This window comes from Micromonospora sp. SCSIO 07396, from assembly GCF_053667945.1.
In genome coordinates this window covers 3293123-3310535 of sequence record NZ_CM132210.1, presented here as the reverse complement: position 1 = coordinate 3310535, position 17413 = coordinate 3293123, and the positions used below count along the sequence as shown (strand labels likewise).

Sequence of the window (17413 nt, the reverse complement as noted above, 5' to 3'; positions counted from 1 at the left end):
CGTTCCCCCCTCATCCGTCGGCCGGGTTCCCGGCCACGAACGGGTGAAACGCCCGGGACACGCCGACGGCCGGGATCAGACCTGTCCGGTCCGGGACCAGTCGGGCAACGCCACCGCCTCGGTCGCCTCGGCCGCCGCCCGTTCGGTCCACGGCGACACCGGCGCGGCGCGGGGCCGGGGCACCGAGGCCAGCATCGGCACGTAGACCCGGGCGTCGACCACCTCCGCCAGCTCCAGGGCCGCCACCAGACTGGTGGGCCGCTCGCGCGGGTCGTCGGCGAGGCAGCGCCGGCACAGGTCGGCCACCTCGGGCGGCAGCCCCGCGACCGGCGGCAGCGGCTCCGGCGTGATCTTGCGGCGGGCCCCGACCAGCTGGGTGGCGGTGGTCCCCGCCGCGTACGGCAGTCGTCCGGTGAGGCAGTAGTAGAGCAGGACACCGAGGGCGTACATGTCGGCGGCGGGGGTGGCCGGCTGCCTGTCGAACTGCTCCGGCGCCAGGTACGCCGGGGTCCCCACCAGCATGCCGTCCGGGCTGTGGTCGGGCGCTCCGGCCGGGGTGGCGATACCGAAGTCGAGCACCTTCGCCCCCGACGGGGTGAGCATCACGTTGGCGGGCTTGACGTCGCGGTGCACGATCCCGTGGGCGTGCGCCGCGGCGAGCGCGGCGGCCACCTCGGCGCAGACCCGGACCGCGATCCGCCAGTCCAGCGGGCCGGCCCGCAGGTGCGCGGCGAGGGTCTCGCCCTCCACCAGCTCCATCACGATGTACGGCAGCTCCCGGCCGGGCAGGGGCGTCGAGGTGCCGAAGTCGTGCACGCTGGCGACGTTCGGGTGCACCAGCCGGGCGGCGGACCGGGCCTCGGCCCTGATCCGTTCGACCGAGGTCTGCTCACCCCGGTGGGCGGGGGACATCAGCTTCACCGCGACCGGCCGGTCCAGCACGACGTCGTGGGCCCGCCAGACCTCCGACATCCCACCCATGCCGATGCGCTGTTCGAGCTGGTACCGCCCGGCCAGCGTCCTCATCGACCCGCTCCCGTCCATGCCGACCGCGTCGCCGGGGTGGCGATGGCGCTGTCGAGCCGGTACCCGGCCGCTGCGCTGGGCAAACCGTGCCCGCTGCGCCCCGGACCCGGGTGGACCCGGTCGAGCCACCCCGGCCGGGCCCCGGGTGCGGTAGCTTGCCGTCAGTGGCCCGCGACCGCCGGCCGGAGGGAGGCCCCGATGGGCGAGGTGACCGTACGCTTCGTCGGCGGGCCGGCCCACGACCTGGTCCGTGTTCTGCCGGCCGACCCGGCCGGGACGCCGCCCGCCCGCTGGGTGCTGCGCCACCCGGACGCCCCACCGGCCCCCGGCGGGGGCGGCCCCGACCACCTCTACCAGCGAGACCAGCCGGCCGGCGACGACCACTGGACGATGTCCTTCGTGCACACCTACCCGACCGGTATGAGCCAGTAACCGCCCGCCGCACCGGCCCGTGCATGACCGGGCGCGATCCGGGGAACCGCCCCCCGGCCCCGCCCGGCCGAGTACGGTCGAGTGGGGCCGCGCGCACAGCGGGCGCACAGGATGGGCACAGGGCAGCGCCAGTAACCGGTCCCACGATGGGGGCATGGTGACCGAGGGGCAGACCGCACCGCACCGGATCGAGTTGCGCCGCCCGGACGGCGAACCCGTCCGGGTGCTGGTGGTCGACGACGAACCCACCCTGACCGACCTGCTGTCGATGGCGCTGCGCTACGAGGGCTGGCAGGTGCGCAGCGCGGGCAACGGGATGGCGGCGCTGAGCGCGGCCCGCCAGTTCCAGCCCGACGCGGTGGTGCTCGACGTGATGCTCCCCGACCTGGACGGCTTCCAGGTGCTGCGCCGGTTGCGCGAGCACACCCCGACCGTGCCGGTGCTCTTCCTGACCGCCCGCGACGCGGTCGAGGAACGCATCGCCGGGCTCACCGTCGGCGGCGACGACTACGTCACCAAGCCGTTCAGCCTGGAGGAGGTCATCGCCCGGCTGCGCGCCCTGCTGCGGCGTACCGGCTTCGCGGTGACCGCCCGGGAGGAGGCCGTGCTCACCGTCGGCGACCTCACCCTCGACGAGGACAGCCACGAGGTACGCCGGGGCGACGACCTGATCACCCTGACCGCCACCGAGTTCGAACTGCTGCGCTACCTGATGCGCAACCCGCGCCGGGTGCTCAGCAAGGCGCAGATCCTGGACCGGGTGTGGAACTACGACTTCGGCGGGCAGGCCAACGTCGTCGAGCTGTATATCTCGTACCTGCGCAAGAAGATCGACGTGGGACGCGCGCCGATGATCCACACCCTGCGCGGCGCCGGCTATGTCCTCAAGCCCGCGCCGTGACCCGGTCGGTCGCCTCCGCCGCCGGCTGGCTCACCGGTTGGCGGGCTGGTCACTGCGTCGCCGGCTGGTGCTCACCGTGGTCGCGCTGCTGGCGCTGGTCAGCGTCGGCATCGGCGGGCTGACCACCGTCGCGCTGCGGCACTTCCTGATCACCCAGGTCGACACCCAGCTCGTCGGGGACAACCGCCGATTCGACACCCGGCTGCCCTGGGACCGGACCCCGGGCCAGCCCCGCCCCCTCGACCAGGCCAGCGGCCGGCAGGGGCAACCCGACCCGCCACCGACCTACCCGGTCGGCTCGATCGGGATGCGGATCATCCCGCAGGAGCAGCCCTCGGCCCGCATCCGCAGCGCCTCCGGCACGACCGAGGCGCTCACCGCCGCCGACGTCGCCCCGCTGACCAGGTTGCCCGCCGACAGCAGGCCGCACACCGTCGACCTCGGCGAGCGGGGCGACTACCGGGCGGTGGCCCGCCAGGTTCCCGGCGGCGACATCCTGGTCTTCGCCATCCCGCTGAGTCTCGTGCAGGAGACCGTCTGGTGGATGGTCGTCGCCCAGGCGGGCGTCGCCGCCGCCGGACTGCTCGTCGCCGGCAGCCTGGGCGCGTTGATCGTCCGGGCCACGCTGCGCCCGCTGAACAGGGTGGCGGCCACCGCGGGGCGGGTCGCCGAGCTGCCGCTGGACCGGGGCGAGGTGGCCCTGTCGGTACGGGTGCCCGCCGCCGACACCGATCCGCGTACCGAGGTGGGCCAGGTGGGCGCGGCGCTGAACCGGATGCTGGGTCACGTCGCCGCCGCGCTCGCCGCCCGCCAGGCCAGCGAGACCCGGGTACGCCAGTTCGTCGCCGACGCCTCGCACGAGCTGCGTACCCCGCTGGCCGCGATCCGGGGCTACGCCGAGGTGGCCCGGCGGGGCCGCGACCGGGTGCCCCCGGACGTGGCCCATGCGCTGCGCCGGGTCGAATCCGCCAGCACCCGGATGACCAGCCTCGTCGACGACCTGCTGCTGCTGGCCCGGCTGGACTCCGGCCGGCCGCTGGCCACCGGGCCGGTCGACCTGACCGCCCTGGTGGTCGACGCGGTCAGCGACGCGCACGTGGCCGGTCCCGAACACCGGTGGCAGCTCGACCTGCCCGACGAGGCGGTGGAGGTGCCCGGCGACGCCGTCCGGCTGCACCAGGTGGTGGCGAACCTGCTGGCCAACGCCCGGGTGCACACCCCACCCGGCAGCATCGTCACCACCCGGCTCGCCCCGGTGCCCGGGGCAGTGGAGATCAGCGTCACCGACGACGGCCCGGGGGTGCCGGCGGAGCTGCGCGACGAGGTCTTCGAACGGTTCGCCCGGGGCGACAGCTCGCGGTCCCGGGAACACGGCAGCACCGGCCTGGGCCTGGCCATCGTGGCCGCCGTGGTGGAGGCCCACCACGGCACCGTCGCCCTGGAGAGCCGACCGGGCCGCACCGTCTTCACCGTGCGGTTGCCGGACTCCACCGGGCCCGCACCGCGGGACGCCGACCCGCCCACGCCGCCGTATTCCGCCGCGCCCTCGTCGCGTCATTCCGTCGCCCCCGCGTTGCCGGAGGCCGGCGCAGCGGGGCCGCCGGATTCCACAGCCAACGCATAGCCAGGGCACGGGAGCGACCCAACCGGCCCGGCCAGGCTGGCCGTATGGACAGAACCGAGAGCCTGCTGACGACGCCGGCCAGCGCGCCGGACGCCGCGACCGCACCGCCGTCGGGCCAGCCCGACGCCGCGACCGTACCGCCGGCCCGGTCGGCGTCGGTCCACCCGGGCGCAGACGACGCCCCACCACGACGTGACCCGCGCTGGGTGAGACCCGCGCTGGCGGTGCTGCTGCTCGGCACCGGCCTGCTCTACCTGTGGGGCCTGGGGGAGTCCGGCTGGGCGAACTCGTTCTACTCGGCGGCGGTGCAGGCCGGCTCCGAGAGCTGGAAGGCGTTCTTCTACGGCTCCTCCGACGCGGCCAACTCAATCACCGTCGACAAGACGCCGGCCGCGCTGTGGCTGATGGCCCTGTCGGTACGCATCTTCGGGCTGAACAGCTGGGCGATCCTGGTGCCACAGGCGCTGCTCGGCGTCGCCTCGGTCGGCGTCCTGTACGCCACCGTCCGCCGCTGGTACGGCCCGGCCGCCGGCCTGATCGCCGGGACGGTCCTGGCGCTCACCCCGGTCGCCACCCTGATGTTCCGGTTCAACAACCCGGACGCGCTGCTGGTCCTGTTGCTGGTGCTCGGGGCGTACGCCACGGTCCGGGCGGTGGAGACGGCCAGCACCCGGTGGATCGTGCTGGTCGGGGTGCTGGTCGGCTTCGGCTTCCTCACCAAGATGCTCCAGGCGTTCCTGGTGATCCCGGTCTTCGCCGGGGTCTACCTGCTGGCCGCGCCGACCGGCTTCTGGCGGCGGATCCGGCAGCTGCTGCTGGCCGGCCTGGGCCTGGTCGTCGCCGCCGGCTGGTGGGTGGCCACCGTGGAGCTGGTCCCGGCCAGCGCCCGCCCGTACATCGGCGGTTCGCAGAACAACAGCATCCTGGAGCTGACCCTCGGCTACAACGGTCTCGGCCGGATCACCGGTGACGAGGAGGGCAGCGTCGGCGGTGGCCGGATGGGCGGCGGCGGTGGGCCGTTCTCCGGACAGACCGGCTGGCTGCGGATGTTCGACACCGAGGTCGGCGGCCAGATCTCCTGGCTGCTGCCGGCCGCGCTGATCCTGCTCGTCGCCGGCCTGGTGCTGGCGGGTCGGGCGGCGCGCACGGACCGCCGTCGCGCCGGGCTGCTGCTGTGGGGCGGCTGGCTGCTGGTCACCGGGCTGATCTTCAGCTTCATGTCCGGCATCTTCCACGCCTACTACACGGTGGCCCTGGCCCCGGCGGTCGGCGCGCTGGTCGGCATCGGCACCGTCCTGCTCTGGCGGGAACGCCGGGCCGCCGCCGGAACCGTCACCCCCGGTCACCGGTTCCGCGGTGCCCACCGCGCCGACCGCCGCCCCGGGTGTCGACGCCGCGACGGCCCCCGTGACCGCACCGGTGACCGGTGGTCGCCGGTCGCTGCGGTGGCGGGGGTGGTTCGCCACCGGCACCCTCGCCGTCACCCTTGCGGTGACCGCCTGGTGGTCGTGGCGGCTGCTGGGCCGCAGCGCCGACTTCCAGCCCTGGCTACGGCCGGCCGTGCTGGTCGGCGGGCTCGCCGTGGCGGTGCTGATCCTGCTCACCCGGCGGCTGCCCCGGCGTCTGGTGCCGGTGGTGCTGGTGCTGGGCGCGTCGGTCGCGCTGGCCGGCCCGGCGGCGTACGCGGCGCAGACCGCCGGCACCCCGCACACCGGGGCCATCCCGACCGCCGGCCCGGCCGTGCAGGGCGGCTTCGGCCCCGGTCGTGGCGGGCCCGGCGGCCGGATGGGCGACGGCATGGAGTTCCCCGGTGGTGGCGGCTTCCCTGGTGGTGGCTTCCCGGGCGGCAACCGGGACGGCGGCACCGGCCAGAACGGTCAGCCCCCCGGCTTCCCCGGCGGTACCGCCAACGGCGGCACCGGCCAGTTCCCCGGCCTCCCCGGCGGCACCGGCCAGGACGGCGGCACCGGTCAGGACGGGGGCACCGGCCAGGACGGTGGGCGTACCGGGGGTGGCCAGGGACGCATGGCCGGCGGGATGGGCGGCCTGCTCGACTCCCGGGAGCCGAGCGCCGCGCTGAAGGCGCTGTTGACGGCCGACGCCGACGACTACACCTGGATGGCGGCGACCGTCGGCTCCAACAACGCTTCCGGCTACCAGCTCGCCACCGGCCGTCCGGTGATGGCGGTCGGCGGCTTCAACGGCAGTGACCCGTCGCCCACCCTGGCCCGGTTCCAGGAGTACGTGGCGGCCGGGAAGATCCACTACTTCATCGGCGGGAGTGGCTTCCGGGCCAACGGCGGCAGCTCCGCCTCCCAGGAGATCACCACCTGGGTCACCGAGAACTTCACCGCGCAGACCGTCGACGGAGTCACCGTCTACGACCTGACCAGCGCCGGACAGGAGGCACAGTGATGACCACGATCGGCAGCCCCCGGCCCGCCGTCGAAACCCGGACCGGCACGCCGACCGCCGTGCTCGACGTGGTGGTGCCGGTCTACAACGAGGAGGCCGACCTCGGTCCCTGCGTACGTCGGCTGCACCAGCACCTCAGTGCGCACTTCCCGTACCCGTTCCGGATCACCGTGGCGGACAACGCCAGCGTCGACGGCACCCTCGCCGTGGCCGAGGCGCTCGCCGCCGAACTCCCGCACGTCGAGGTACGGCACCTGACCGCCAAGGGACGCGGCCGGGCCCTGCGGGTCGCCTGGTCGGCGTCGGACGCCCCGGTGCTGGCGTACATGGACGTGGACCTGTCGACCGACCTGGCCGCGTTGTTGCCGCTGGTCGCCCCGCTCATCTCCGGCCACTCGGACCTCGCCATCGGCACCCGGCTGGCCCGGACCTCCCGGGTGGTGCGGGGCGCCAAACGGGAGGTGATCTCCCGGGCCTACAACCTGCTGCTGCGGGGCGCTCTCGCCGCCCGGTTCTCCGACGCGCAGTGCGGCTTCAAGGCCATCCGCGCCGACGTGGCCCGGGAGCTGCTGCCGCTGGTGCAGGACACCGGTTGGTTCTTCGACACCGAGCTGCTGGTGCTCGCCCAGCGCGCCGGACTGCGCATCCACGAGGTGCCGGTGGACTGGGTCGACGACCCGGACAGCCGGGTCGACATCGTGGCCACCGCCCTGGCCGACCTGCGCGGCATCGGCCGGCTGGGGCGGGCCCTGGTCACCGGGGCGTTGCCGCTGGCCGCGCTGCGCGCCCAGTGGGGCCGGGCACCGCTGGCCGCCGCACCGGCGCGGGTGCCGGCCGGGCTGCCCGGCCAGCTGGCCCGGTTCGCCCTGGTCGGCGTGGTCAGCACGGTGGCGTACCTGGTGCTGTTCGTGGCGACCCGGGGGATGCTCGGCGCGCAACCGGCGAACCTGCTGGCGCTGTTGGTGACGGCGGTGGGCAACACGGCGGCGAACCGCCGGCTCACCTTCGGCATCACCGGCCGGCGGGCCGCCGGCCGGCACCACCTGCAGGGGTTGCTCGCCTTCGCCCTCGGCCTGGCGTTGACCAGCGGCGCGCTCGCCGCCCTGCACGCGGCCGGCACCCCGTCCCGGCCGGTCGAACTGGCCGTGCTGGTGGTCGCGAACCTGGCCGCGACGGCGCTGCGGTTCCTGCTGCTGCGCCTGGCGATGCACCACCGCCGGGCCTGACCGGCCGGGCGGCGGGGCGGGGCGACCTCCGCGCCCTGCCGGCACCGGCCGTGCGGCGGGGGGCCGCAGGACCGGGTCGGCCGGGCGTCAGTTCACCGGGGTGACCACCGCGCCCGCGGAGTGCTCTCGTAGGTGTTCTCCGTGGGGCACCTCGGGCAGCGCGACGGTACGCGCCACCGGCTCCGTGGCCCCGGGGGAGAAGTCGGCGGTGGTCGCCCGGACGACCAGTTCCGGGTCCAGCCGTACCGACGTGGTGCTGCCCGAGCCGAGCAGGGTGAGCAGGGCGTGCAGGGCCTGCGAGCCCATGTCCCGCAGCGGGGTACGGATCGAGGTGAGCGGCACCAGGAGTTGGGCGTCCACGTCGATGTCGTTGTAGCCGACCACCGCCACCTCCCGGCCAACCCGCAGGCCGTGGTCGCGCAGGGTGCCCATCGCCCCGATCGCGGCGAAGTCGTTCACCGCGAAGACCCCGTCGGGGCGGCCGGTGTCCAGCAGCCCGGCCATCGCCGACGCCCCACCGGCGACGTCGAAGGTGGACGGTGCGACCCACCGGGGGTCGACCGGCACGCCCCGGGCCTTCGCCGCGGCGAGGAAGCCGGCGACCCGGTCGGCGGAGGTGCTGGCGTGCCCGGGACCGGCGATCACCGCCAGCCGCCGGCAGCCCACGTCGATCAGGTGCTCGGCGGCGAGCCGACCACCGAGGCGGTCCCGGCCGGTCACCGAGGGGAAACCCCGGGAGGCCCGACTGACCAGCACGAACGGAACCCCGTCGGCGGCCAGCCGGGCCAGCATCGGATCGTTGCGGCGGGCGTCGCCGATGATCAGCCCGTCCACCCGTTCCCCGATCAACCGCCGGATACGCACCGCCCGCGCCTCGTCGTCGTCCCAGCTGCTGCTGACCACCGCCTGGTAGCCTGCGGCGGCAGCGGCGGCGTCGATGCCCTCGAAGACGGTGGCCAGCACGATGTCGGTGATCCGGGGCACCAGCACGCCGATCACCCCGGTCTTGCCGCTGCGCAGGCTGGCCGCCCAACGGTCCGGGTGGAAGCCCAGTTCCCGGGCGGCGGCGACGATCCGGGCCGCGGTCGCCGGGGCGACCCGGACGTCGTCGCCGCGTAGCACCCGGGAGACCGTGGAGACGTGCACACCGCAGTGGCCGGCGACATCGCGCAGGGTCACCCGCTTGTTCACTGTGCCTCCCGTGCCGGACCGGTACCCGTACCCGGCAACCTAGCTGAGATGACTGCCCCCGTTCACATCGAAGGTCATGCCGGTGACCGTGGCGCAGGAATCGGAGAGCAGGAACAGCACGATGTCGGCGATCTCCTGTGCCGAGGAGACCCGGCCCAGCGGCATCCGGGCCCGCAGCCGCGCCTTCTGTTCGGCGGTGAGCCGGTCGTGCATCGGGGTGGCCACCGGGCCGGGCGCGACGGCGTTGACCCGTACCCCCTGCGGTCCGAAGTCGACGGCCAGGTGGCGCATCAGGCCCAGCACCCCGGCCTTCGCCGCCGCGTACGCCGTGCCCGACAGCCGGGTGCCGCCGTCGCGGGCGTTGAGGCTGCTCATCAGCACCAGCGATCCGCCGCCGGCCGCCGCCATCCGGGGCACCACGGCCTGGCTGACGACGAACGCGGCGGTGAGGTTGTTGCGCAGGGTGCGTTCCCACTCGGCGAGGCTGGTCTGTTCGATGCCACCGGCGCTGACCACCCCGGCCAGGTGGGCCACCCGGGTCGGGGTGCCGATCGCGTCGACGAACTCGCCGACCGCGACCGGGTCCGCGGCGTCCACGCCGGTGGAGACGTCCAGCACGTGCACCGTCTCGCCCCGGGCGCGGGCGGTGGCGACCACCGCCGCGCCGATGCCGCTGGCTCCGCCGGTCACCAGCAGGCTCACGACGTACCGCCGAGGATCTCGTCGCGGGCCCGCCGGTAGGCGTCGGAGAGCAGCATCTCCGGCTGGGAGTAGACGACGAAGCGGACGCCCCGGTCGATCCAGCGGCGGGCCTCCTCGGCGGAGTAGGCCAGCATGCCGGCGACCCGGCCGGCGGCGACGACCCGCTCGACGAAGTCGACCGCGTGCTTCTCCACCTCCGGATGGGTGGGCTGGTAGCCCAGGCCCAGCTTGACCGACAGGTCGGCCCGGCCGAGCATCAGCACGTCGAGGTCGGCGGCGAGGATGTCGTCCAGGTTGGCCAGTCCGGTGGGGGTCTCGACCAGGGCGACGACCGTGGTGTTCTGCCCGGCCCAGGTCAGGTAGCGGTCGAAGTCGCCCCGGGCGGTGCCGTGCCCGGCGGCCCGCGCCGCCGAGCACAGCGTCCGGTCGCCGACCGGCGGGTAGTGGGTCAGCCGGGCTGCCTCGACGGCCTGCGCGCCGGTCTCCACCAGCGGCAGCACCACCCCGCCGGCACCGCTGTCCAGGGACCAGAGCAGGTCCTTCTCCTCGATCCGGCGCAGCCGGACCAGCGGGGTGGTCCCCGCCGAGCCGGCCGCCCGGACCATCGCCAGCACGCTCTGCTCGTCGGCCGCGGCGTGCTCGGTGTCGACGACCAGGAAGTCGTAGCCGAGCGCGCCGAGGATCTCGCCGATCGCCGGTTCCTGGAGCAGGGTCAGGCTGCCGAGGGCGACGCCACCGTCGCGCAACACCTCGGCCAGCCGGCTCGGACGGGGAAACATCAGGACTCCAGCTTCTGGACGCTGCCGCAGTCACGGTTGACCGGCACCTCGCCGACGATCTTCAGGGCGGCGTCGACGACGGAACCGTCGTGCCACTCACCGACCTCGGGCAGCTTCTCGATGATCTTGTTGTCGAGCAGCCACTTGCCGTCCTCGGCGACCACCGTGGCGGTGTCCACCCGGCCGTTCGGGTCCATGTACGGCCACTGGTCGGTGCCGTACAGCTTGGTGATCGTCTCCGCCGGCACCTTGGTCCGCTCGGCCACGATCTTGATGACGTCGTCCTTGTTGGCCGGGTCCTGGTAGTAGCGCACACCCTCCAGCCAGCCGGCCATCCACCGGGCCGCGACCTCGGGCCGCTTGCTGATGAAGTCCTGCGACATGGTGATCAGGCCCTGCTCCTGGTTCGGGGCCACCTCGTTCATCGCCAGCACCCGCTTGGCCTGCCCGTCGGTGATGAGCTGGTACGCCAGCGGCTGCACCACGAAGCCGGCGTCCACCGCACCGCTCTTGAGCGCGTTGGCCGTGTCCGGGTAGCTCAGGGTCACGATCTGCCCCAGGTCGGACTGCTTGAGCCCGACCTCACCCAGCGCCCGGTCCAGCCAGTACTCGGTGGTCGACCCCTTGGCCAGGATGGCGACCTTCTTGCCCTTGAGGTCGGCCACGCTCTTCAGGCCGCCGTCGAAGGCCTGGGTCCGGGCCAGCAGGAGGTTGTCCGAGGCACACCGGTACTGCTGCCGGTCGGCCACCGCCCGCACCCGCAGCCCCTGGTTGACCGCGTTGAACAACGCGCCACCGGTGCCCGGGATGTTCACGTCCAGCTTGCCCTGACCCTGCACCGCGAGCCGGGAGTAGATGTCGGCGTTGCTGAACTCCACCTCGACCTGGTGCTTGCCGAAGAAGCCCTTCGCGTCGGCCACCATCATCGGGGCCAGCGAGAGGATCTCCAGCGAGTTGACAGTCACCTTGTCGGTACCGCCGGAGCCTGTCGACTCCGCGTCGTCACCGCAGGCCGCGGTGCCGAGCAGCAGGCTCGCCCCCAACAGCGCGGCGATGACACCCTTGTTCTTGATTGTCATGATTGGCCCTCCGTCCAGCTGAAGAAGCGCCGCTGCACGCGCAGCGTCACCGTGGTGAGGAAAAAGCCCATCGCCGCGATCACCGCGAGCGTGGCGTACATGTTGTCGATCTGATAGATCTGCCAGTACCGCCAGGTCATCGACCCGACGCCGTCACTGGCGGCGAGGAACTCACCGGCGATCGTGCCCAGCAGGGCGAGCCCCGCGGCCAGCCGGATACCGGCGAAGATGGACGGTAGGGCCCCCGGCAGGACGATCTTCCAGAGGATCTGCTGCCGACCGGCGCCCAGGTTGCGGGCCATCAGGATCAGCCGCTCGTCGACCTGGAGCACCCCGGACATCGCGTTCACCACCGCCGGGAAGAACGAGATGATGCCGGCGAGCACCACGATCGGCCGGCCACCGGTGCCGAAGATGACCAGCAGCAGCGGCAGGATCGCCACCACCGGGATCGGGTACGTGATGGCGATCAGCGGATCGATCAGCACCCGCACCCACCGCGACCGTCCCATCGCGATGCCCAGCAGCGTCGCCGGGATCACCCCGAGCAGGAAACCGAGCAGGATGCGCTGGGCGGTGATCCCGATGTTCGGCAGCAGCTCCCCGGAGGAGAACAGGTCGACCAGGGCCTGCACGCACTCCGACGGGGCCGGGAAGAAGGTCTTGTCGATCAGCCCGGCCATGCTGCCGACCTGCCACAGCGCCAGCACCACGACCACCGGCACCATGCTGCCCAGCCCGCTGCTGAGCAGCTTGAACCCGCGACCCGGTGGGCGTTCCGCGCGGGGGTCCACCGCGTAGCGGACCACGGGTTCGTCGGTCGTCCGCTCCTGGGTCGGCACGCTCTGCTCGCTCATCGGTCCCCCTTCGCTTCCGCCCACTCGGCCGCCAGGGTGGCGTCCCGCAACTGCGCCCACAGGTGGCGTTTCAACTCGGTGAACCGCGGGTCCAACTCGACGTCGCGGGTACGCGGCCGGGGGAACGGCACCCGGATCTCCTCGACCACCCGGGTCGGCCGGGGACCGAGCACGATGATCCGGTCCGCCAGCAGCAGCGCCTCCTCGATGCTGTGCGTGATGAACAGGACCGTCTTGCGGTGCCTCGACCAGACCTGGAGCAGCTCGTCCTGCAACAGGGTCCGGGTCTGGGCGTCCACCGCCGCGAACGGCTCGTCCATCAGCAGGACCTCGGGGTCGCTGGCCAGCGCGCGGGCGATCCCGGCCCGCTGGCGCATCCCGCCGGACAGCTCGTGCGGCTTGTTGTCGGCGAACGCCTCGATGCCCATCATCGTCAGGTGCTCCCGGGCCACCTCCCGCCGCCGGGCGGCGGGCACCCCGCGCAGTTCCAGGCCGAACGCCACGTTGTCGGCGATGGAGCGCCACGGGATCAGCGCGTAGTCCTGCCAGACGATCGAGGTGAGCGGGCCGGCGGCGGTGCGCTCCCCGACGAACCGGATCTCCCCGTCGTCCGGCCGGCGCAGCCCGCCGAGCAGGCCGAGCAGCGTCGACTTGCCGCATCCGCTCGGACCGATCACGCAGATGAACTCCTGCGCCTCGATCGTGGTGCTGAGGCTGCCGACCACGGACAGCCGGCTCCCGTCGGCCCGGGGATACCCCTTGGCCACGTTGTCGATCTCGATACGCATGGTCACTGCCCTCCGTGGGCCGGCAGGTCGGAGTAGTTGTGGTGCCACCAGTCGGCGATGTCGCGCCGCCTGGCGAACCAGACGCCGGGCAGGTCCTGCGCCCAGGCGATCAGGTCACGCAGCGCGGAGGCCCGCCCGGCCTGGCCGATCAGCCGGGCGTGCAGCCCGATCGAGATCATCTTGGGGGAGGTCTCGCCCTCCTCCCACAGGTACTCGATGCCCCGCCGGCAGTTCTCGAAGAAGTCGGTCGGATTGCCGTAACCGGGGCTGAAGGCGAACCGGCCGTCGTTGTAGGTGTGGGTGTACGGCACCACCAGGTGCCGCTGCCCTGCCACCTGCACCCAGTACGGCAGGTCGTCGTTGTAGGCGTTGGAGTCGTAGCGGAAGCCGCCCTCCTCGACCAGCAGCCGCCGGGTGCGGTCCGACGGGGCGTACCGGGAGTACCAGCCGACCGGGCGCTCCCCGCACAGCTCGGTGATCGTCGCCACCGCCTGCCGGATCTCGGCGCGTTCCTCGTCCTCGGTCATCCCCGACGGCTCCCGCCAGCGCAGGCCGTGCGAGCAGATCTCGTGCCCGGCGTCGACGAACGCCCTGGTCAGTGGCCGGTTACGGGCCAGCGCCTCGGCACAGCCGTACACGGTCACCGGGGTCTGCGTCCGGTCGAACAGCCGCAGCAGCCGCCACGCGCCGGCCCGGCTGCCGTACTCGTAGACCGACTCCTGGGACAGGTCCCGGTGCTCGGCGCTGGTCGGCGTGTACGAGATCTCGCCGACCCACTCGTTGACGCTGTCGCCGTCGAGGAGGCTGTGTTCGGCGCCCTCCTCGTAGTTGAGGCACAGGCTCACCGCCACCCGGGCGCCACCGGGCCACTCGACGCGGGGGAGGTCCCCGCCGTAGCCGATGAAGTCCCGCTCGGTGCCGGGTTCGACTCTGATCACCATGTCGTCGTGTCCTTTCTGCCGGATGGGCCGGCCCCAGCGGGAACCGGCGGCGGACCGCCGTTCGGATTCGGTGCCCCGCCGCGCACCAGCGCGGTGAGGTCTCGCAGTCGGGTCGCCCCGGGCGCGCGGGCCAGCCCGTGCAGCAGCTCGGCCGCCCCGCCCGGCACCCCCGGGGTACGCAGCAGCGCGGCGTCGACGGCGGCCAGGTCGTCGGCCGTCATCGGGTCCTCCCGGTCGCCGTGGTGGAACCGGGCCCGCCCGGTCAGCCGGGCACCGCTGCGGGTGGTCACCTCCACCACCGCCGGTCGGCCCGCCGGATATCCCTGGTCCAGGCCGGGGTCGTGGCGTACGGTCACCCGCTCGGCGAGCCGGGCGGCGCGGGCCCGTCGGTCGTCCGCCGACCCGTCCGGGACGCCCGGGTCGGTGCCGAGCAGCCCGCAGGCCACCACCCACGGGATGCTGAACTGGCGGGCCAGCCGGCCGGCCGGACGCCGCTCGGCGAGCAGGGCCGCCCCCGCGTAGGTGTGCACGGTCACCGCCGCCACCTCGTCGGCGGGCAGGTCCCGGGCCATCGCGCGGGCCACCGTCCAGGCGGTCAGGGTGTGCGCGCACACCCCGACCGGCTTGAAGTACGCGTCGGGCAGCAGCGGTCGGGGCAGCAGCGCGGCGTCCACCGGCCGGTCGGTGAGGCCCTGGTGGACGGTCCGGCCGAGGTGCGGCAGCGCCGGGCCGGTGGCCGGGAACCCGGCGGTGGCGAGCCGGGCGACGGTCAGGCCGTTGGCGCTGCCGAGGCCGGGCAGCAGGTAGTGGGCGGGGTTACCCCGCCGGGTGTCGGCCTCCGGCCCGGCCAGCGCCACGGTCAGCGCCAGGTTCACCGTCGCGGCCAGTCCGGCGGCGTCCTGCCCGGCGACGGTCCCGGCGGCGGCCGCCGCTGCGCCGACGCCCCACCCGCCGTGCGGGTGCACCCCGGGGCGGGGTGCGCCGAGCAGCAGCCCGAGCCGGGCACCCACCTCCCAGCCGACCGCCAGCGCCCGCAGGAACACCCGCAGGCTGTGGTCGTCGGCCTCGGCGGTGGCCAGCGCGGCGGCGTACGCGTGCAGCCCCGGGTGCCCCCGGGATTCGCGCAGACCCTCATCGCACTGGCTGACGGTGATCGCCGCCGCCGTCACCGCGGCGGCCCGCGCCGGCTGGTCCGTCCCGCCCGGCGCGGCCAGCAGGCTGCACGGGCCGTCCGGGTCGCCGGCGGTGTCCAGCCCGGCGGGCAGGTGCCCACGGGCCGCGACGGCGTTGGCGGTCAGCCGGGCCGCCACCTGCCGCACCAGCACCTGTCCCGCGCCGGTGGCCAGCAGCGTGTCGGCGGCCTCGACGGCACCGGCGACGAGCGTGGCCAGCACGTCACCGCGGGCATCCCCCCGCCGGTGCCCGGTCACGGTGTGATCACCTGCTTGCCGAGCACCCGCCGGTCGGCGAGCGCCTGGTGGGCCCGGCCGGCGTCGGCCAACGACAGGACCGCGTCGACCCGGGGGGTGAGCTGTCCCGCCGCGACCAGGCCCAGCACCCGGGCGATCTCGTCGGGGCGCTGGCTGCGCGAGCCGCGCAGCTCGTACTCGTTGCGGAAGGTCTCGATGAGGTCGAGGTGCGGGTGCTCCCCGGCGTGGCCACCGCCGACGATCAGCCGGCCGGTGGGGGCGAGGGTGCCCAGCGCGGCCTCGAAGACGTCGCCGCCGATGTGTTCGACGATCACGTCGAAGCCCGCACCTCCGGTGATCTCCCGGGCCTCGGCGGCCCAGTCGGGATTCCGGGTACTCAGCACCGCGTCCGCGCCGAGCGAGGAGACGAAGTCGGCCTTCGCCGGGTCGCCGATGAGGCCGACCACCCGGGCGCCGCCCAGCTTGGCGAGCTGGACCACCGCGTGCCCGAGCCCACCGGCGGCCCCCGGGGCGAGGACCCACTCGCCGGGGGCGAGCCGGCCGATGGAGTACAGGGTGCGCCAGGCGGTGCCGAAGGAGATCGGGGTGGCGGCGGCGACCACCGGGTCGAGGTCGCCGATGTCCAGCAGGCCGCGCGCCGGGGCCACCGCGTGCCGGGCGTACCCGCCCCACCTGGTGATGCCGGGCATGTCGGCGTTCGGGCAGAGGTTGGCCCGCCCGGTCAGGCAGCGGGGGCAGCTCTCGCAGGGCGTGTTGGGCAGCACCAGCACGCGGTCGCCGGGGGCCCGACCGGTGACCCGGGAGCCGAGCCGTTCCACCACGCCGACGACCTCGCGGCCGAGCACGTGCGGCAGCCGCAGCGGCATCCGGGACACCCCGCTGCGAAGGTCGGCGTCGAGGTGGTTGACGGCGACGGCGAGCACCCGCAGCACGACCTCGTCGGGGCCGGGGTCCGGCAGGTCGACCTCGGTGAGGGTGAGCGTCTCGGGGCCGCCGTACCCGTTCATGGTCACTGCTTCGGTCTTCACGCGTGACGTCCTTCCACCATGGTGCGCAGGGCTTCCGGCACGGCGCCGGGTTCTTCGACGGCCAGGGCGAGGGCCAGCGCCACCCGGGCCTGGGTGCCGGTGAGGTCACCGGCGAAGAGCGCGCCGGCACGGGCGAGGGTCGCCCCACCGCCGGCGTAGACCGGGCGGACCCGGCCCGCGCCGGTTCGGCTGGTGATGACCACGGGTACGCCGCGTCGGCCGGCCTCCGCGATGGCCTCGGCGACCGCGGGTGGGGCGTTGCCCGCGCCGAACGCCTCGACCACGATGCCGGCGGCCCCGGCGTGCAGCGACGCGCGCAGGTGGGTGCCGTCCACGCCCGCGACGAGCTTGACCAGGTCCACCCGGGGCAGTCGGGCGGGGACCGGCAGGTGCGCGTAGTGGCCGCCCCGGGCGGCTGTCGACACCCGCAGCACGCCGTCGGGGTCGACCAGGGCCAGCACGCCGGCCGTGCCGCCGGAGAACGCCGAGACCGCCGAGGTGTGCACCTTGCGGCTCTCCACCGCGGCGTACGCGACGCCGCCCATGACCGTCGCCGCGCCGAGCGGCCGGGGCGCGGTGACCACCCGGATCGCGTCGGCGAGGTTGCGCCCCGCGTCGGAGTCGGGCTCGTCGGCGCCGCGCTGGGCCCCGGTCAGCACGACCCGGGCGTCGGGTCCGGTGAACTGCCCGGTCAGGTAGGCGGCTTCCTCCAGCGTGTCGGTGCCGTGGGTGACGACCACCCCGGCGAACCCGTCGGCGAGCTTGGCCCGTACCGCCCGGACGGTGGTCAGCATGTCGTCCAGGGAGAGCGTGAAGCTCGGCCGGCAGGACAGGTCGAAGCCGTGGATCTCCGCGTCGGTCGTACCGATGACGTTCTTCAGCAGGTCCGTGACGGAGTCGGTCACGGCCAGGCCCTCGTCGGGGTCCCACCGCGACGCGATCGTCCCACCGGTTGCCAGAACCGCGATCCGCACCAGCCACACCCCCTTGCGCA

The 17413-nt window shown here is 74.2% G+C and carries 14 protein-coding genes and 2 pseudogenes; 5 read left to right on the top strand and 11 right to left on the bottom strand.

The window, feature by feature from the left end:
* Positions 1 to 75: 75 nt before the first annotated feature.
* Positions 76 to 1026: a serine/threonine-protein kinase gene (locus ACWCHM_RS14220; protein ID WP_454222705.1), complete on the bottom strand. Its 951-nt coding sequence runs from the start codon at positions 1024 to 1026 to the stop codon at positions 76 to 78.
* Positions 1027 to 1224: 198 nt separating this feature from the next.
* Here ACWCHM_RS14220 and ACWCHM_RS14215 point away from each other — a divergent pair, with 198 nt between their 5' ends.
* The 5 genes and pseudogenes from ACWCHM_RS14215 to ACWCHM_RS14195 all read left to right on the top strand — a co-directional run bounded on the left by ACWCHM_RS14215 (position 1225) and on the right by ACWCHM_RS14195 (position 7624).
* Positions 1225 to 1458: a hypothetical protein gene (locus ACWCHM_RS14215; RefSeq protein WP_204961115.1), complete on the top strand. Its 234-nt coding sequence runs from the start codon at positions 1225 to 1227 to the stop codon at positions 1456 to 1458.
* Between the two features lie 154 nt (positions 1459 to 1612).
* Positions 1613 to 2359, top strand: coding sequence for a response regulator transcription factor (locus ACWCHM_RS14210; RefSeq protein WP_454222704.1), 747 nt, complete (start codon positions 1613 to 1615; stop codon positions 2357 to 2359).
* 37 nt (positions 2360 to 2396) lie between these two features.
* A pseudogene (locus ACWCHM_RS14205) lies at positions 2397 to 3860 on the top strand (HAMP domain-containing sensor histidine kinase); the annotation flags it as partial.
* A gap of 167 nt (positions 3861 to 4027) precedes the next feature.
* Positions 4028 to 6398: pseudogene (locus ACWCHM_RS14200) on the top strand (glycosyltransferase family 39 protein).
* Positions 6398 to 7624 (top strand): glycosyltransferase, encoded by a 1227-nt coding sequence (locus ACWCHM_RS14195; protein WP_281898174.1) that lies wholly within the window; start codon positions 6398 to 6400, stop codon positions 7622 to 7624. The pseudogene ACWCHM_RS14200 and the gene ACWCHM_RS14195 overlap by 1 nt, the downstream one beginning before the upstream one ends.
* An 87-nt stretch (positions 7625 to 7711) precedes the next feature.
* Here the strand turns inward: ACWCHM_RS14195 and ACWCHM_RS14190 are convergent, their stop codons facing one another.
* Genes ACWCHM_RS14190 through ACWCHM_RS14145 form a run of 10 tightly spaced genes read right to left on the bottom strand, consistent with a single transcriptional unit; the run spans position 7712 to position 17393 of the window.
* Positions 7712 to 8815 (bottom strand): LacI family DNA-binding transcriptional regulator, encoded by a 1104-nt coding sequence (locus tag ACWCHM_RS14190; RefSeq protein ID WP_454222702.1) that lies wholly within the window; start codon positions 8813 to 8815, stop codon positions 7712 to 7714.
* 39 nt (positions 8816 to 8854) lie between these two features.
* Entirely contained in the window at positions 8855 to 9517 is a 663-nt protein-coding gene (locus tag ACWCHM_RS14185) for an SDR family NAD(P)-dependent oxidoreductase (protein WP_281898170.1), read from the bottom strand.
* The gene (locus ACWCHM_RS14180; RefSeq protein ID WP_204961122.1) at positions 9514 to 10296 is read right to left on the bottom strand and encodes an HpcH/HpaI aldolase family protein; all 783 of its coding nucleotides are present in this window, start codon (positions 10294 to 10296) and stop codon (positions 9514 to 9516) included. The genes ACWCHM_RS14185 and ACWCHM_RS14180 overlap by 4 nt, the downstream gene beginning before the upstream one ends.
* Positions 10296 to 11375 carry an ABC transporter substrate-binding protein gene (locus tag ACWCHM_RS14175; RefSeq protein WP_204961123.1) on the bottom strand — a complete coding sequence of 360 codons (1080 nt, stop codon included), beginning with the start codon at positions 11373 to 11375 and terminating at the stop codon, positions 10296 to 10298. Before ACWCHM_RS14175 ends, ACWCHM_RS14180 begins: the two co-directional genes overlap by 1 nt.
* The gene (locus ACWCHM_RS14170) at positions 11372 to 12232 is read right to left on the bottom strand and encodes an ABC transporter permease (RefSeq protein WP_454222701.1); all 861 of its coding nucleotides are present in this window, start codon (positions 12230 to 12232) and stop codon (positions 11372 to 11374) included. Before ACWCHM_RS14170 ends, ACWCHM_RS14175 begins: the two co-directional genes overlap by 4 nt.
* Positions 12229 to 13020 carry an ABC transporter ATP-binding protein gene (locus tag ACWCHM_RS14165; RefSeq protein ID WP_228544614.1) on the bottom strand — a complete coding sequence of 264 codons (792 nt, stop codon included), beginning with the start codon at positions 13018 to 13020 and terminating at the stop codon, positions 12229 to 12231. Before ACWCHM_RS14165 ends, ACWCHM_RS14170 begins: the two co-directional genes overlap by 4 nt.
* Before the next feature lie 2 nt (positions 13021 to 13022).
* Positions 13023 to 13961 carry a polysaccharide deacetylase family protein gene (locus ACWCHM_RS14160; protein WP_088645263.1) on the bottom strand — a complete coding sequence of 313 codons (939 nt, stop codon included), beginning with the start codon at positions 13959 to 13961 and terminating at the stop codon, positions 13023 to 13025.
* Positions 13955 to 15391, bottom strand: coding sequence for an MmgE/PrpD family protein (locus ACWCHM_RS14155; RefSeq protein WP_454222700.1), 1437 nt, complete (start codon positions 15389 to 15391; stop codon positions 13955 to 13957). The genes ACWCHM_RS14160 and ACWCHM_RS14155 overlap by 7 nt, the downstream gene beginning before the upstream one ends.
* Positions 15388 to 16419: a quinone oxidoreductase family protein gene (locus ACWCHM_RS14150; RefSeq protein WP_421488561.1), complete on the bottom strand. Its 1032-nt coding sequence runs from the start codon at positions 16417 to 16419 to the stop codon at positions 15388 to 15390. The genes ACWCHM_RS14155 and ACWCHM_RS14150 overlap by 4 nt, the downstream gene beginning before the upstream one ends.
* Positions 16416 to 17393, bottom strand: a complete 978-nt coding sequence (locus ACWCHM_RS14145; RefSeq protein ID WP_454222699.1) for an asparaginase — start codon at positions 17391 to 17393, stop codon at positions 16416 to 16418. The genes ACWCHM_RS14150 and ACWCHM_RS14145 overlap by 4 nt, the downstream gene beginning before the upstream one ends.
* Between the last annotated feature and the right edge of the window lie 20 nt (positions 17394 to 17413).

Bases quoted from the DNA above. Each gene is read 5' to 3' on its own strand.
- ACWCHM_RS14220 (WP_454222705.1), bottom strand. From the start codon at position 1,026: ATGAGGACGCTGGCCGGGCGGTACCAGCTCGAACAGCGCATCGGCATG.
- ACWCHM_RS14215 (WP_204961115.1), top strand. From the start codon at position 1,225: ATGGGCGAGGTGACCGTACGCTTCGTCGGCGGGCCGGCCCACGACCTG.
- ACWCHM_RS14210 (WP_454222704.1), top strand. From the start codon at position 1,613: ATGGTGACCGAGGGGCAGACCGCACCGCACCGGATCGAGTTGCGCCGC.
- ACWCHM_RS14195 (WP_281898174.1), top strand. From the start codon at position 6,398: ATGACCACGATCGGCAGCCCCCGGCCCGCCGTCGAAACCCGGACCGGC.
- ACWCHM_RS14180 (WP_204961122.1), bottom strand. From the start codon at position 10,296: ATGTTTCCCCGTCCGAGCCGGCTGGCCGAGGTGTTGCGCGACGGTGGC.
- ACWCHM_RS14175 (WP_204961123.1), bottom strand. From the start codon at position 11,375: ATGACAATCAAGAACAAGGGTGTCATCGCCGCGCTGTTGGGGGCGAGC.
- ACWCHM_RS14170 (WP_454222701.1), bottom strand. From the start codon at position 12,232: ATGAGCGAGCAGAGCGTGCCGACCCAGGAGCGGACGACCGACGAACCC.
- ACWCHM_RS14165 (WP_228544614.1), bottom strand. From the start codon at position 13,020: ATGCGTATCGAGATCGACAACGTGGCCAAGGGGTATCCCCGGGCCGAC.
- ACWCHM_RS14160 (WP_088645263.1), bottom strand. From the start codon at position 13,961: ATGGTGATCAGAGTCGAACCCGGCACCGAGCGGGACTTCATCGGCTAC.